The organism is Aquabacterium sp. (assembly GCF_016234775.1).
Taxonomy (GTDB): Bacteria; Pseudomonadota; Gammaproteobacteria; order Burkholderiales; family Burkholderiaceae_C; genus Aquabacterium.
The window spans coordinates 1-15,172 of the sequence record NZ_JACRAH010000024.1 but is presented as its reverse complement, the minus strand read 5'-3'; the positions used below and the strand labels follow the sequence as shown (position 1 = coordinate 15,172).

Genomic DNA, 15,172 nt, shown 5'->3' with positions numbered 1-15,172 from the left:
AGTGGTCCAGCATCGCGCTCTTCGCGCAAAATGTGCAAACCATGGATTCTACTGAGCCCAAGGCCTCCGGCGCCAGCCAGGCCCAACAAGCTGCTGCCTGGGAGCTGTCCACCCAGTTTTCGCCCACCCAGTTCGGGCCGGGGGCAGACGGCCGTCAGGCGCCGCCTTCGCCGTTTGACGTCTGCCACGTGGGCGTGGTGCTGCGGGTGGTGCTGGGCGTGCAACTGGTGGTGGCGCTGGGCGTGGCCTTTGCGTCGTTGTCTCCCGTGGATTGGCTGCATCGATGGGCGCAGTCCACCGTGCTGACCCTGCCAGCCAGTCTGCTGTGGCTGGTGGTGGCCTGTGCGCTGCGCAAGCCGCTGACGCGCGCCAGCGACGCGGTTCAGTGGGGGGTAGCCATGGTGTTGGGCGCCGTTTGTGGCGGGTTGGGGCAACTGCAGGCTTCCTGGCTGGACCTGGCCTTGAGCGGTTTGCCCTTTGTGTGGGGCTGGCCGCAGGTGCCGCCGATGTTGACCGGTGGTGCCATTGCGGCGGTAGGGCTGTCCTGGTTGAAGCACCGTGCTCGCAGCGAGTTGCCGGCACATGCCTCGGCCCGCCTGGCGGAGCTGCAGGCACGCATCCGTCCCCACTTTCTGTTCAACACGCTCAATACGGCGATTGCACTGGTGCAGATCGATCCGCAGCGCGCCGAAGCCGTGCTGGAGGATCTGGCCGAGTTGTTCCGTCAGGCGCTGTCTTCGCCGACCATGCGGACCACCTTGCGTTCCGAGATTGACCTGGCGCAACGCTACCTGAGTATCGAGCAGTTGCGCTTTGGCGAACGTGTGACCGTGCGCTGGGAGCTCGATGAGGAGGCCGGGCGAGCCGAGGTGCCGGCACTGATCCTGCAGCCGCTGGTCGAAAACGCCGTGCGCCATGGCATCGAGGTGTCGCCGCAGGGCGGCTGGATCGTGGTGCGCACCAAGGCGCAGTCGGGCAGGGTGGTGCTGACGGTGAGCAACTCGGTGCCGGCTGAAACGCCAACGGTGTCGTCTGCTGGTCATGGCATCGCCTTGCGCAATGTGCGCCAGCGTCTGAAGTTGATGCACGATGTCGAAGCCGAATTTGAAGCAGGCCTGCAAGGCGGCGGGGACACGCGTCAGCCGCCTGTTTACGTCGTGCGCATGGTGGTGCCCCTGCCGCGCAAGGAGACCGCTCAATGAGTTCATTGAAGATCGCCATCATTGACGATGAGCCCTTGGCACGCATGCGCATCAAGTCGCTGCTGTCGCAAGCCAGCGTGCCCAATGAGCTGGTCGCGGAGTTCGGGGAGTCCGTGACGGGGCTGCTCTGGCTGCAGGAGCAGGATCAGGCGGGGCGCTCACCCGACATGCTGCTGCTGGACATCCAGATGCCCGGCCTTGATGGCATGGTGCTGGCGGCCCGCTTGCGTGATCTCAAACAGCCGCCGGCCGTGGTGTTCGTGACGGCGCACGCCGAACATGCCTTGCGTGCCTTTGATCTGGCTGCAGCAGACTACCTCACCAAGCCCGTGCGCCTGGAGCGCTTGAACGCCACGCTGGACCGTGTTGGGAAACTGGTGGCGGCCAGGCAACCCGAGTTGGCCGCTTCCGATGGATCTGGTGATGAAGATCTGTTCTTGGTGCAGGACAGGGGGCGTCTGGAGCGCATTCCGCTGGCGCAGATCCTGTACTTCAAGGCTGAGCAGAAGTACGTCACCTTGCGCACGGCCGATCAAAGCCATGTGCTGGCCGATTCACTGACCGACCTGGAAAACAAGGTGGGTGATCGCTTTATCCGTGTTCACCGCAATGCACTGGTGTCCAGGCATGCCATGAAGGCATTGGAGCGCCGCGCCGACGATGCCGATGGCGGCGAAACGTGGGCGGTGCAGGTGGTGCCGACGATGGAGTGGTTGTCGGTGTCACGCCGCCAGGTGACGGCGGTGCGCGAGGCCATGGCCGCTCAGGGCTGAGCCTCGCGTTGAGCCAGTCGGGTCAGAAACCCAGGCTGGCCAGCAGATCGTCGACTTCGCCCTGGTTGGTGACGACATCGGAGCGGCCTGCAGCGTCGACCACAGGGCCTTCCAGAATCACGCCATCGACGGTTGGGGTAACGGTCGGATGGCCGTGACCATGTGCCGTCAGTGTGGCTTCCACCTTTTGCGCCTGCTCGGGTGGGGCCGCCTGAACCAGCAGTTTGACCAGTTGGGATTCCAGGTCATTGGCCAGCTTCACGACCTTGGCCACCACCTGGCCTGTCAGGTCATGAAAGTCTTGCGCCATCATGATGTCGGTCAGGTGTCCATCCACGCGGTGCGTGGTGGTTTCCACATCCTGCACGAAGTTCATCACCGCGCCACTGGCCACAGCCTTGACCGGGTCGGCCACAATCAGTTGGGCCAGGCGTCGTGTCTCTGAGGCGATGTGCTCCTGGTCAGCTTTGGCTTTGTCGACCAGATCGAGCACCTTCTCCGCGGCATCGGCTGTCTTGGTGGCAATGTAGGTCAGGCGGCTGCGTGCATCCGGCAGATCTTCCACCGTGTACTTCAGATCGGGCAGCACTCCCAGCATGTTGAGCGTGTCGTGCAGTTGCCGCGTCAAGGTGCCGAGTTGTTGGAAGATCTCGGGCGACGCCGCCGGCATCTGCATATTGTCCGGAAGGTCCATTTTCATGATGAACCTCCGTTCAGGCCGTGGCGGCCAGTTTCTGCATGATCTTCTGGACCTTCTCTTCCAAGGTGGCCTTGGTGAAAGGTTTGACGATGTAGCCAGCCGCGCCAGACTGGGCGGCCAGCACGATGTCTTCTTTGCGGGCTTCGGCCGTCACCATCAACACGGGCAGGTGCTTGAGGCTGTCGTCGGCCTTGATGGCTTTGAGCAGCTCGAAGCCGTTCATGTTGGGCATGTTGATGTCGCTGACCACGAAATCAAACTTGGCACTTTTCAAAATGTTCAATGCAGCGGCACCGTCTTCGGCCTCTTCAGCATTGTTGTAGCCGATCTCCTTGAGCAGGCCCCGGACGATCCGGCGCATGGTGGAGAAGTCATCCACGATGAGAAATTTCATGTCTGCGGGGTTGCTCATGGCTCATCCTTGTTTCAATCGGCGGCGTCCACAGTGTTGTGCCGCACTCGCTAGAGGCTTATCGACCACTGCCGGCCGGCCTTGAGGGTTTTGTGTCTTCTTCGTCACCGTTGTCGACGCCCTCGGGTGGGACAGATTCCGCACGAGCGGAGTCAAAGAAGCGGTCTTCGGCTTCCCGGTTCATCACGATGATGCTGATGCGGCGATTCATCGGGCTTTCGGGATCGTCTTTTTCATAGGGTACGCTGGAGGCCAGCCCTTGCACGCGCAGCACCTTGGTGCCCGGCAGGCCACCCGCGATCAGTTCTCTTCGGGAGGCATTGGCACGATCGGCGGAGAGCTCCCAGTTGCTGTAGCCACGTTCGCCGGCACTGAAAGCCTTGGCGTCCGTATGCCCCTCGATCGTGAGTTTGTTGGGCACACCGTGCAGCACATGCCCGATCGATCGCAGGATGTCTTGCATGTAGTAGTTCACGTCCGCAGCGCCACTGTCAAACATGGGGCGGTTAAGGTCGTCCACGATCTGAATGCGCAGGCCTTCTGCGGTGATGTCCAGCCGGATCTGCGTCTTGTATTTGGAGAGGCGATCATCGTTGGCGATCACCTCTTCAACCTTGGCCTTGAGTGCGCGCAGGCGCTCGGTCTCGGCGCGTGCCTGTTCCTGGCGGATGGCTTTCTTGCGGGCTTTTTCTGCAGCAGTCTCGGAAGACTTGCCCTTTTTCATCTGGCCGACGGTCTCCGTGAGGTTGTTGCCGCCACCCTTGATGACAGAACTGGCATCACCGGCGCCCGAGCCGCCAAAGAAGGCGACCTTGAGCGGCGAGTTGAAATAGTCGGCAATGCCCTTCTTGTCGCCTTCTGTCGTAGAGCCGAGCAGCCACATCAGCAGGAAGAAGGCCATCATGGCGGTCACGAAGTCGGCATAAGCAATCTTCCACGCACCACCGTGAGCGGCATGGCCGCCCTTCTTGATGCGCTTGATGATGATCGGCTGGACCTTCTTCGAATCTCCTGCCATGGCTTACTTCTTCTTCACGTGAGCTTCGAGCTCGGCAAAGGTGGGGCGCTCGGTGGAGTACAGCACCTTGCGGCCGAATTCGATGGCCACTTGCGGGGCATAGCCTTGCATGCTGGCCAGCAGCACGGTCTTGACGACCTGGAATTCTTTGGTGCCTTCATCGAGCTTTTGCTCCATCAGGCCGCCCAGGGGTTCCACCACACCGTAAGCCAGCAAGATGCCCAGGAAGGTCCCGACCAGTGCCGAGCCGATCATGCCGCCCAGCACGGCTGGTGGCTGGCCCACCGAGCCCATGGTGTTCACCACGCCGAGCACCGCGGCCACGATACCGAAGGCGGGCAGGGCGCCAGCCAGTCGGGCCACGGCAGCCACCGCACCATGCAACTCGTGATGGTGGGTGTCGATTTCATTGTCCATCAGCGATTCAATCTCATGGGCGTTGAGGTTGCCGGAGACCATCATGCGCAGGTAGTCGGTCACGAACTCGACCACATGGTGGTCATGTCCCAGGTTCGGGTACTTCTTGAACAGGGCTGAGTTGTGGGGCTCTTCAACGTCCTTTTCGATGGACATCAGGCCTTCTTTGCGGACCTTCTGCAGGATCTCATAGAGCATGGCCATGAGTTCCATGTAGCGGTCTTTGGTGTACTTGGAGCCTTTGAAGAGCGGGCCAAACTGCGCCAGCACGGCCTTCACGGTCTTGGGCTGGTTATTCACGAGGAACGCACCGATAGCGCCACCGGCAATGGCCATCATTTCGGTGGGCAGGGCCTTGATGATCACCTGCATGTTACCGCCGTGAATGATGTAGGCACCGAAGATGCAGCCTAAGCAGACTACGTAGCCAATGAGGACGAACATGGTTGGTCGCGTTCCGGTCGAATCATGTATGCATCATCGGCAGTTGGCGCCGATTTGATGATGTGAACAACGCCACGGCTCGGGCGTTTTTCACGCTCAGGTACCACCTTGTGAAAGCGCAGGCCCGCTTGTCAAAAAAAGGCGGACCCGATCAGGGGTCCGCGTGAAAGCACAAGTTCAGTGCTAGGAGGAGACAAGCAAGGACGCTTCGCTTCCAAACCGTCCGTCTGTTCTTACGACGCTTCTGAAGGGTTCTTGAGGGCTTTGTCGGCCGAGTTGATCAGAAAGCGTGCGAAGTTCACGAAGACGGGGTTCAGTGCATGTGCAGGCCACCGGCTGCCTTGCCTTTGCCGGCACGAGCGGGTGGGTTGCACAGGCCGCAAACAAAGTGGCGGGCGATTTCATGCGGGTGGGTCACGAAGTGGCCACCGCACTTGGAACAGGGGGTCAGAGTGAGCATGCCGTTGTCGATGAACTTCACCAGGCGCCAGGCGCGGGTGACGGACAGCAGGGGCTCCAGGCCTTGGGATGCGGTTTGCTCCAGATACAGCTGATAGGCCTTGATCACGGTGTCAATTTCGTCGATCTCGGCGGCCTTGTTCAGGTATTCGTGGATGTTGAGGAACAGGCTGGCGTGGATATTGGGCTGCCAGGTCATGAACCAGTCGGTCGAGAAGGGCAGTTGGCCTTTGGAGGGCGACTTGCCTGCCACTTCCTTGTACAGACGCAGCAGGCGCTCATACGACAGATCCGTCTCGGACTCCAGCACTTGCAGGCGGGCACCCAGGTTGATCAGGGTGACGGCGCGGTCGATTTGCTTGGCTTCGGTCAACAGGCTCTTGGTGCGCATGATGCGGGCTCCTACGACGTTGGGGCTTGGGTTAGATGGCGGCTGAGGCTCAGCAGGCTTCCTGGTGGCGGCCAGCCATCAGGATGTTGGCGTGCAGGCGGGTGACGCTGTCGTTGCTGTTCTTGCCGTGGTTGGTCAGCAGGCCCCACACCATGTCATCTTCGACGCGCATGCGGCACAGCAGATTGTTGCCGGAGGCGATCTTCATGATCTGGGCCGGGGTCAGGGTGGCCAGCATGGTGGCGGTGTCTTCCGAGATACCCAGGCGGAACAGGGCTTGTTCGCGATCGGCGCGGATCAGGCTTTGTGCCAGCATCAGGTAGGACAGGTTGGCTTCGCGGATTTCAGTCAGGATTTGATCGGCGTTCATGGCGGTGTCCTTTGATGAATCGGTTTGGAAGGTCTGTTTGCTGAAGCTTTTGTTTGTGCCGGTTTTGTATCTCGTCGGCATGGATCAAATTCTGTGCTTCACCCCTCGATTTCTGAATAGGCAGGGTGCTGTAAGGCTCGTCGGATGGGTGCTGAGTGTCTTGTCAGAAAAAGCCTGACAAGGGCGACCCCGAATCTCGAGCGATTGAACTCTCGCCTGGTGAAATGCTTCTCTTCGGTGGTGCGCCATCGTCCGCGCGGTTTTTCGGGGGAGCGCGGGGCGCGGCCGAGGTGGCATGCGTCCGGGCTTCAATGTTGGCGGTCCCGCTTTGCGGGACTGCTCTACGGTGCTCGTCCAGCTCAGTTGGCTGCGCAACTCGGCCTGCGGCCTCAAACATGCTCGCCATCCCCTTGCTTGCAGCAAGGGGCAAACCTGAACTTCCCTGCGCGCCTTCGACGCCAACAAGGCGCCCGGCCGCACGCCCCCTCAGCCTTTCTTCGCCCCGCTGGTGGCCTGCCAAGGTTGCGGCCTGAGCATGCGGACAGCGAGGCGGAAAAGGGTTGAGCCGGTATCTGGCGGGGCGCCTTGTTGGCGCCGAGAAGCGCAGTGGGGAAGTGGGCACGCGCAGCGTGCTTCGTACTCTGACTCGCCGGAGCTGTTTGACCGGAGTGGTCGTCAGAGCACGCAGGGAGTTCTCCGGCGCCACTTCCTCGCGAGCATCGCAAGGGAGTCCCGCTTGCAAAGCGGGACCGCCAACAATGAAGCCCTGCCGGATACCGGCTCAGCCCCCGCCTTGCGCTGCCCCGCCAAAACGCGCCAACACAAGCAAGAACCAGTCATCACGGCAAACAAGCCATCAACCAACGAAGGCGCTCACACCGAAGTCTTCAACGACGTCAACGTCCGCTCCCCTCCCGGGAAGCTGTGACGAACAATCCGCACCGCCACGGTTGCCAGTTGCCCCGGCAAACTGCCCGTGTTGTAAGGCACCCCATGGCGCTGACACACCTCACGAACACGCGGCGCCACATCGGCATATCGGCGAGCCGGCATGTCCGGGTACAGGTGGTGCTCGATCTGATGGCTCAGATTGCCCGTCATGATGTGGAACAGCTTGCCACCCCTGATGTTGCTCGACCCCAGGATCTGGCGCAGATACCAATGCCCCTTGTGCTCGCCTTGCACCAGGGCCGGGTCAAAGGTATGCACCCCAGCCGTGAAGTGGCCGCAGAAGATCACCACAAACGTCCACACATTGCGGATCACGTTGGCCACCACATTGCCCAACAACACGGCCAGCAGTCCCTTGATCAGACCTGCCCCCAAAACCAGCGACACCAGCCCACCGACCAAGGGCCACAACACATAGTCCTTCTTGATCTGCAACCACATCTTGGCCTTCACGTTGGGCCACAGTGCTCGGATGCGTTCCTGCGTGGCCTCGCGGTTCGTGCGCAGCCGCTCGAACTCCATGTTGTGGATGGCAATGGCCCATTCGAACAGCAAGGCCACCAGGATCGCATATGGCGCCTGCGTCAGGAACCGTGGCTCCCACGGTGTTTCGGCAGACAGCCGCAACATGCCGTAGCCGAAGTCCCGGTCCAGCTCATGCACATTGGTGTAGTGATGGTGCATGTAGTTGTGGAAGTGCCGCCAGTCTTCCTTGCTGCAGGTGCTGTCCCACTCGTGTGATTTGCCATCGAAGCGCGGGTCATGCATCCAGTCGTACTGCCCGTGCATGACGTTGTGCCCGAACTCCATGTTCTGCAGGCACTTGCTCAAGCCCAGCAGCGCTGCACCTATCCAGAATGAGGGCAACCAGGGCGTGGTCAGCAGCAAGGCGCGGCCTGCCGTCTCGAACCCACGTATCACCCACAGCAGACGCGTGATGTAGCGCGCATCCTGAGGGCCCACCTTGGCCATGGTCTCGCGTCGGATGTCGTCAAGCTCACGGACGAAGGTGTCGAGCGCCTGCGGTGTTTGCGGGCCAGGGCAGGGCTGGCCGCTTGTACTTGTCATGCGTTACCGATCAATCAGCGTTGAACTGGCTTGCGACGAAAAAAAGGCTGCCTTGCGGCAGCCCCGTGGACCATCAGGCTCGTTCCGGCAGGATCGATTCCACCTCGATGTGCACGGCCTTCTGTGGGCCACCAGGCAGGCTGTAGCGCGCGATGCGCTTGAACACCGTGGCCATTTGCCAGGCGAAGCTGCCCGTGTTGTAGGGGATGCCGTACTTGGCGCACACCGCACGAACCTTGGGTGCCATTTCGATGTAGCGGTTGGCCGGGATGTCCGGGTAGAGGTGGTGCTCGACCTGGTGCGACAGGTTGCCGCTCATCAGGTGCATCAGCTTGCCGCCCGAAATGTTGCTCGAACCCAGGATCTGACGCAGGTACCACTGGCCCTTGGTTTCGCCTTCGATCGACTCGCGGCTGAAGGTGTAGATGTCTTCCGTGAAGTGGCCGCAGAAGATGATGGCCCAGGCCCACACATTGCGGATCAGGTTGCCCACCACATGGCCCATCAGCACGGCCAGCGCGGTGTCAACAGCATGACCAAAGCAGGCGCCCACAGCCAAGCCAACCAGTGGCCAGCCGATGTAGTCGCGGCGAATCACCTTCCAGATCTTGGCGCGCACCAGCAGCCATTGCGGGCGAACGTCAGACCACTTCCGGCGGCCGATCACGACCTTGTCCATCTGCATGTCATGGATGGCCACGAACCACTCAAAGAACAGCGCCAGCAGGGCAGTCAAGGCCAGCTGGAAGGGGTGCAGCCAGCTCCAGCGCAGGTCGGACGACAGGCGCAGCATGCCGTAGCCGAAGTCGCGGTCCTTGCCGATGACGTTGGTGTAGGTGTGGTGCACGAAGTTGTGGGCGTGGCGCCATTCTTCGCGTGGGCAGGTGTTGTCCCACTCGAAGGTGTCACCGTGGAAGCGGGGGTCGTTCATGAAGTTGAACTGGCCGTGCATGACGTTGTGGCCCAACTCCATGTTGTCGATGATCTTGGCGATGCCCAGGATGAAGGCGCCCAGCAACCACGTCGGTGGGAACCAGCCAAACATCAACAGGCCGCGACCAACGATTTCGCAGGTGCGCACGGTCAGCAAGATGCCCTTGATATAGCGGGCGTCACGCTCGCCGAGCGTCTGGCGGTGTTCGGCGCCGATGGCGTCGAGTTCCTTCTCGAAGGCCTGCAGTTCTTCGAAGGTCTTGGGGCCAATTTGCATGGTCTTGGTATTCATGGCGCGCTCAACTCAATTCAGGGATTCAAGATCAAGGTCACTCATGGCGCTGCTCACGCACAGGCGAATGGGCTGGCCTTCGCCGTCGATGCGTTCGCCCGATGTCAGGTCGCGCACCGAGCCGTGGTTGAGGCGGCAGGTGCATTCATGGCAGATGCCCTGGCGGCAGCCATGCTTGATGGACAGACCGGCGGTTTCGCCCGCGATCAGGAGCGTCTGATCGCCTGGTGCTTCGAAGGTCTGCGCCACGGCGTCACGCATGATGCGCACTTCATGGCGGGCATGTGGATCGCCGCTGGGTTTGGCGGGTGCAAAAGCCTCCAGATGCAGGCGCGTGGCGATACCGGTGTCTTTCCAGTTGCCAACAGCGGCTTCTTTCCAGAGCGCACGTGCGGCGTCCATCAAGGGGGCGGGACCGCAGCAATAAGCAGGCACCTTGGTCCAGTTGGGGACGAAGCGCCCCAGCAACTCGGCGTCCAGAACCTGTTGCGTGGCAGGTGTGGCGTTGGCGGTGGATGGGCGCCCGGTGTTGTCCGATGGCGTGTTGGCGACGCTGTCGATGGCCACGTACTGGAAGCCGGACCAGGATGTCGCGAGCTTGTCCAGCGTCTTGGCGAAGATGCGGTCGTCTCGGCTGCGCGCAAAGTAGATCAGCGTGGCTTTGGTCTTGGGGAAATGGCGCTGCAGGTGCTCCAGCATGGCCATGCTGGGCGTGATCCCGCTGCCGCCGGCAATCAACAGCACTTCGGCTGGCAAGGGGGAGGGCAGGGTGAAGCTGCCGCCAGCCTGTTCGATTTCGATGAACTGACCCACGCGGGCCTTTTCATTGAGATGGTTGGACACCAGGCCGCCAGGTTGGCGTTGCACGGTGATGGCGAAGCGGTTGGCGTGACCCTCGACCATACGAGGCGAATAAGCGCGGCGATGGCGCACCCCATTGATGGTCACGCCAATCATCACGAACTGACCGGGCTGGAATCCTTTGAAAGCGGGGCCGGCTTGCAGCACCAGGGTGGTGGCGGTACCCGTTTCAACCTGGCGCGCCACGATGCGCGCGTTCAGGCGGTGCACGGTCAGCAAGGGGTTGATCAGGCTGAGGGTGTCGTCAAAAGCCAAGGGGCTGATGCCCAGGTGGGACAGCCAGCCCGACAGACGGGCCGCCGCTGCAGTGGGCAGGGGGACGGTGGAAGACTCAGCCATGTTTGTTTCTCTCTCCAGTACTGCACATCCGACATGGCCTTCTTTTGTATGAAGCCTATGTAATGCAAATCGGTATCTCCAGGCTGAAGCGTACCGAGCCTTGGCCTGTGGTCACAACGGGGGAACTCCTTGAAACGGGCTGCCATCCCCTTGAATGAGGGGCGTTGAAGGTGGAGCGAGTGATGTACGTCAACATGTTTTCGGTCAGGGCGCGGACCTTGTGTTGTGCTGACGTCATCCTGAGCGCGTGAGGCACCTGGGGCTCGGGGTGGTGGTGTCATTTGCCGGCCAGCCTGCAATAATTGGGGACACATCAACGTGGACGAGGAGATTCTGTGGCACGACTTCCGCGTCTGGGCGTGGCCGGCTGGCCGCATCTGGTGGTTCAGCGCGTGCACGATGGCCAATTGCTGGCGCGTGACGAGCAGGACTGCCTGGCGATCCTGGAGGCCTTGAGAGAGGCCAGCAGGCAATATGGCCTGTCCATCCACGCCTACTGTCTGGCGCCAGATCACCTTCATCTGCTGGCCACGCCTTCCACCGACGAGGCGCTCAGCCTGGTCATGCAGGCCCTGGGGCGCCGTTACGTGGCCGCCTACAACCGGCGCCACGAGCGTCAAGGCGGGCTCTGGGCGGGCCGCTACCGGTCCACCGTGCTGGACCCGGCGCAATACTTGCTTGATGGCATGGCCTTGGTGGAGTCACACGCCTGGCGTGCCGGCCAGGTGAGCAGGGTGGAAGACGATGTGTGGAGCAGTGTGCGTCACCACCTGGGCATCAAGACCGACCCTTTGATCTCGGATCACGCCCTGTTCTGGGGCTTGGGCAACACCCCTTTCGAGCGCGATGCGGCCTGGCGCCGTCGGCTGGAGGCAGGTTTGTCTGCGCCTCAGATCGAGCGCATGGCCCAGGCCATGCACAAGGGGTGGGCCTTGATGCCGGAGGAGGCCGCCAGCAAGCTGGAGACTTCTGCCGGGCGGCGACTGGTGCCGCGGCCGCGAGGGCGACCACGCAAGTCGCTTCTTGTGCCTGAAAACACCACAGACTGATGATGTGTCCCTATTTATCTGCTGTGAAATCGTTCCTGTATGAATTAATGTGATCCGACCCTAATTATTAATTCTTGAAAACCCTCGGATTCGGGCGTATCCTTGCCGGTCCCCCGTGTTGTTTTTCCACACTAACTTCTGGAGCGCCCTCATGAGCCAGGCGACTTCGGGAACCTCGTTCCCTATCAAACCCGTGTCTGACGCTGCAACCACTTCCGTGGCCACTGCTCAGGAAATCAAGGCCGCAGCCGAGCTGGGCATGTACGCCAACGCCGAGCATGACGCTTGCGGCGTCGGCTTCGTGGCTCACATCAAGGGCCAGAAGGCGCACAGCATCGTGCAACAGGGTCTGAAGATCCTGGAAAACATCGACCACCGTGGTGCGGTGGGTGCAGATCCTTTGATGGGTGACGGCGCGGGTCTGCTGATCCAGATTCCCGACGAGTTCTACCGTGCCGAAATGGCCAAGCAGGGCGTGGCGCTGCCACCTCCCGGCGAATACGGCGTCGGCATGATCTTCCTGCCCAAGGAAAGCGCTTCCCGTCAGGCTTGCGAGCAAGAGCTCGAACGCGCCATCAAGGCTGAAGGCCAGGTGCTGCTGGGCTGGCGTGATGTGCCTGTGGATGCCGACATGCCCATGTCGCCCACCGTGCGCGAAAAAGAACCCGTCATCCGCCAGGTCTTCGTGGGCCGCGGCCATGACATCCTGGTGCCCGATGCCCTGGAGCGCAAGCTCTACGTCATCCGCAAGACGGCGTCCACCAAGATCCAGAGCCTGAACCTGACCCATGGTTCCGAGTACTACGTGCCCAGCATGTCGTGCCGCACCATCATCTACAAGGGTCTGCTGCTGGCTGACCAGGTCGGCAAGTACTACAACGACCTGAAGGATGAGCGCGTGACCTCGGCCCTGGCCCTGGTGCACCAACGCTTCTCGACCAACACCTTCCCTGAATGGCCGCTGGCTCACCCTTACCGCATGGTCGCCCACAACGGCGAAATCAACACGGTCAAGGGCAACTTCAACTGGATGCGTGCTCGCGAAGGCGTGATGAAGTCGCCCGTGCTGGGCGATGACCTCAAGAAGCTGTACCCCATCAGCCTGGACGGCCAGTCCGACACGGCCACGTTCGACAACGCGCTCGAACTGCTGACCATGTCCGGCTACCCGCTGGCCCAAGCCGCCATGATGATGATCCCGGAAGCCTGGGAACAGCACACCACCATGGACGAGCGCCGCCGCGCTTTCTATGAGTACCACGCTGCCATGATGGAACCATGGGACGGCCCCGCCGCCATGGTGTTCACCGACGGCCGCCAGATCGGCGCCACGCTGGACCGCAACGGCCTGCGTCCCGCCCGTTTCATCATCACCGATGACGACCTGGTTGTGCTGGCCTCCGAGTCCGGCGTGCTGCCCATCCCCGAGAACAAGATCGTCAAGAAGTGGCGTCTGCAACCGGGCAAGATGTTCCTGATCGACTTCGAACAGGGCCGCATCATCGAAGACGAAGAGCTCAAGGCTCAGTACGCTTCGGCCAAGCCTTATCGCCAGTGGATCGAGAACGTCCGCATCAAGCTCGACACCATCGATGCCAAGGGCAGCGCTGGTGAGTTCAGCGAATCGCTGCTGGACCGTCAACAGGCTTTCGGCTTCACGCAGGAAGACCTCAAGTTCCTGATGGCCCCGATGGCCACCAACGGTGAAGAAGCCACCGGCTCCATGGGCAATGACTCGCCCCTGGCCGTGCTGTCCGACAAGAACAAGCCGCTGTACAACTACTTCAAGCAGTTGTTCGCTCAGGTGACCAACCCACCAATCGACCCCATCCGCGAAGCCGTGGTGATGTCGCTGGTGTCCTTCGTTGGTCCCAAGCCCAATCTGCTGGACATCAACGCGGTGAACCCGCCGATGCGCCTCGAGTTGTCCCAGCCTGTGCTGGACTTCGACGACATGGCCCGTCTGCGCAACATCGAAAAGCACACTGGCGGCAAGTTCAAGCCTTACGAGATCGACATCACCTACCCGGCCGCATGGGGCCACGAAGGTGTGGAAGCTCGCCTGGCCTCGCTGTGCGCTGAAGCCGTGGAAGCCATCCAGTCCGGTCACAACATCATGATCGTGACCGATCGCAAGATGGACCGCGCCAACATCGCCATCCCCGCGTTGCTGGCCCTGTCGGCGATCCACCATCACCTGGTCCGCAAGGGTCTGCGCACCTCCGCCGGCCTGGTTGTGGAAACCGGTACCGCCCGTGAAGTGCACCACTTCGCCGTGCTGGCTGGTTACGGCGCCGAAGCCGTTCACCCCTACCTGGCGCTGGAAACCTTGACCGGCATGGCCAAGGATCTGCCTGGCGACCTGTCGGCTGACAAGGCGATCTACAACTACGTCAAGGCCATCGGCAAGGGTCTCTCGAAGATCATGTCGAAGATGGGCATCAGCACGTACATGTCGTACTGCGGCGCTCAGATCTTCGAAGCCATCGGCCTGAACAAGGAGCTGATCGACAAGTACTTCCGTGGCACTCCCACGCAAGTCGGCGGTATCGGCGTGTTTGAAGTGGCTGAAGAAGCCATCCGCAACCACACGGCTGCTTTCGGCAACGACCCCGTGCTGGCCAACATGCTGGACGCTGGCGGTGAATACGCCTGGCGTACCCGCGGTGAAGAGCACATGTGGACGCCTGACGCGATCGCCAAGCTGCAGCACGCCACCCGTGCCGGCAAGTTCGACACGTACAAGGAATACGCCCAGATCATCAATGATCAAAGCAAGCGCCACCTGACGCTGCGCGGCCTGTTCGAGTTCAAGATCGATCCGACCAAGGCGATCCCGCTGGAAGAAGTCGAATCTGCTGCTGACATCGTCAAGCGCTTCGCTACCGGTGCCATGTCGCTGGGCTCCATCTCCACGGAAGCCCACTCGACCCTGGCCCTGGCCATGAACCGCATCGGCGGCAAGTCGAACACCGGTGAAGGCGGCGAAGACGAGAACCGTTATCGCAACGAGCTCAAGGGCATCAAGATCGCTGCTGGCACCAAGGTGTCGGACGTGGTCGGCGCCTCGCGCATCGAAGCCGACTACGAAATGAAGGAAGGCGACAGCCTGCGCTCGAAGATCAAGCAGGTGGCTTCCGGCCGCTTTGGCGTGACGACCGAGTACCTGGTGTCTGCCGACCAGATCCAGATCAAGATGGCCCAGGGTGCCAAGCCCGGTGAAGGCGGTCAGCTGCCTGGCGGCAAGGTGTCCGACTACATCGGCAAGCTGCGTCACTCGGTGCCGGGCGTGGGTCTGATTTCGCCACCTCCTCACCACGACATTTACTCGATCGAAGACCTGGCTCAGCTGATCCACGATCTGAAGAACGTCAACCCCAAGGCTGACATCTCCGTCAAGCTGGTGTCTGAAGTGGGTGTGGGTACCGTGGCAACCGGTGTGGCCAAGGCCAAGGCCGACCACATCGTGATCGCTGGTCACGACGGCGGCACG

The 15,172-nt window shown here is 61.5% G+C and carries 13 protein-coding genes; 4 read left to right on the top strand and 9 right to left on the bottom strand.

Features of this window, described 5'->3' with window-relative positions:
- Window positions 1-41 precede the first annotated feature (41 nt).
- Both HY836_RS07460 and HY836_RS07455 read left to right on the top strand, forming a co-directional pair.
- A complete protein-coding gene (locus HY836_RS07460; RefSeq protein WP_290675106.1) occupies window positions 42-1,202 on the top strand; it encodes a sensor histidine kinase in 1,161 nt (386 codons plus the stop codon).
- Window positions 1,199-1,975, top strand: coding sequence for a LytTR family DNA-binding domain-containing protein (locus HY836_RS07455; RefSeq protein ID WP_290675104.1), 777 nt, complete (start codon window positions 1,199-1,201; stop codon window positions 1,973-1,975). Before HY836_RS07460 ends, HY836_RS07455 begins: the two co-directional genes overlap by 4 nt.
- Before the next feature lie 22 nt (window positions 1,976-1,997).
- Here HY836_RS07455 and HY836_RS07450 read toward each other — a convergent pair whose 3' ends face one another.
- The 9 genes from HY836_RS07450 to HY836_RS07410 all read right to left on the bottom strand — a co-directional run bounded on the left by HY836_RS07450 (window position 1,998) and on the right by HY836_RS07410 (window position 10,630).
- A complete protein-coding gene (locus tag HY836_RS07450) occupies window positions 1,998-2,675 on the bottom strand; it encodes a protein phosphatase CheZ (protein ID WP_290675102.1) in 678 nt (225 codons plus the stop codon).
- A gap of 13 nt (window positions 2,676-2,688) precedes the next feature.
- Window positions 2,689-3,087 (bottom strand): chemotaxis response regulator CheY, encoded by a 399-nt coding sequence (gene cheY / locus HY836_RS07445; RefSeq protein WP_290675100.1) that lies wholly within the window; start codon window positions 3,085-3,087, stop codon window positions 2,689-2,691.
- A 58-nt stretch (window positions 3,088-3,145) separates the two neighbouring features.
- Complete coding sequence (motB, locus tag HY836_RS07440; protein ID WP_290675098.1) at window positions 3,146-4,105, bottom strand: flagellar motor protein MotB; 960 nt, start codon at window positions 4,103-4,105, stop codon at window positions 3,146-3,148.
- 3 nt (window positions 4,106-4,108) lie between these two features.
- Window positions 4,109-4,966 carry a flagellar motor stator protein MotA gene (gene motA / locus HY836_RS07435; protein ID WP_290675097.1) on the bottom strand — a complete coding sequence of 286 codons (858 nt, stop codon included), beginning with the start codon at window positions 4,964-4,966 and terminating at the stop codon, window positions 4,109-4,111.
- Between the two features lie 313 nt (window positions 4,967-5,279).
- On the bottom strand, window positions 5,280-5,816 hold the full coding sequence (gene flhC / locus HY836_RS07430) for a flagellar transcriptional regulator FlhC (protein WP_290675095.1): 537 nt from the start codon (window positions 5,814-5,816) through the stop codon (window positions 5,280-5,282).
- A 49-nt stretch (window positions 5,817-5,865) separates the two neighbouring features.
- Window positions 5,866-6,186, bottom strand: a complete 321-nt coding sequence (flhD, locus tag HY836_RS07425; RefSeq protein WP_290675092.1) for a flagellar transcriptional regulator FlhD — start codon at window positions 6,184-6,186, stop codon at window positions 5,866-5,868.
- 873 nt (window positions 6,187-7,059) lie between these two features.
- On the bottom strand, window positions 7,060-8,205 hold the full coding sequence (locus HY836_RS07420; RefSeq protein ID WP_290675090.1) for an acyl-CoA desaturase: 1,146 nt from the start codon (window positions 8,203-8,205) through the stop codon (window positions 7,060-7,062).
- 73 nt (window positions 8,206-8,278) lie between these two features.
- A complete protein-coding gene (locus HY836_RS07415; protein WP_290675088.1) occupies window positions 8,279-9,430 on the bottom strand; it encodes an acyl-CoA desaturase in 1,152 nt (383 codons plus the stop codon).
- A gap of 12 nt (window positions 9,431-9,442) precedes the next feature.
- Window positions 9,443-10,630, bottom strand: a complete 1,188-nt coding sequence (locus HY836_RS07410; RefSeq protein WP_290675086.1) for a ferredoxin reductase — start codon at window positions 10,628-10,630, stop codon at window positions 9,443-9,445.
- Window positions 10,631-10,965: 335 nt separating this feature from the next.
- Here HY836_RS07410 and HY836_RS07405 point away from each other — a divergent pair, with 335 nt between their 5' ends.
- Window positions 10,966-11,679, top strand: a complete 714-nt coding sequence (locus HY836_RS07405; protein ID WP_290675084.1) for a transposase — start codon at window positions 10,966-10,968, stop codon at window positions 11,677-11,679.
- A 259-nt stretch (window positions 11,680-11,938) separates the two neighbouring features.
- Window positions 11,939-15,172: glutamate synthase central domain-containing protein (locus tag HY836_RS07400; RefSeq protein WP_290675133.1), on the top strand; the 3,234-nt coding region annotated here is incomplete at its 3' end.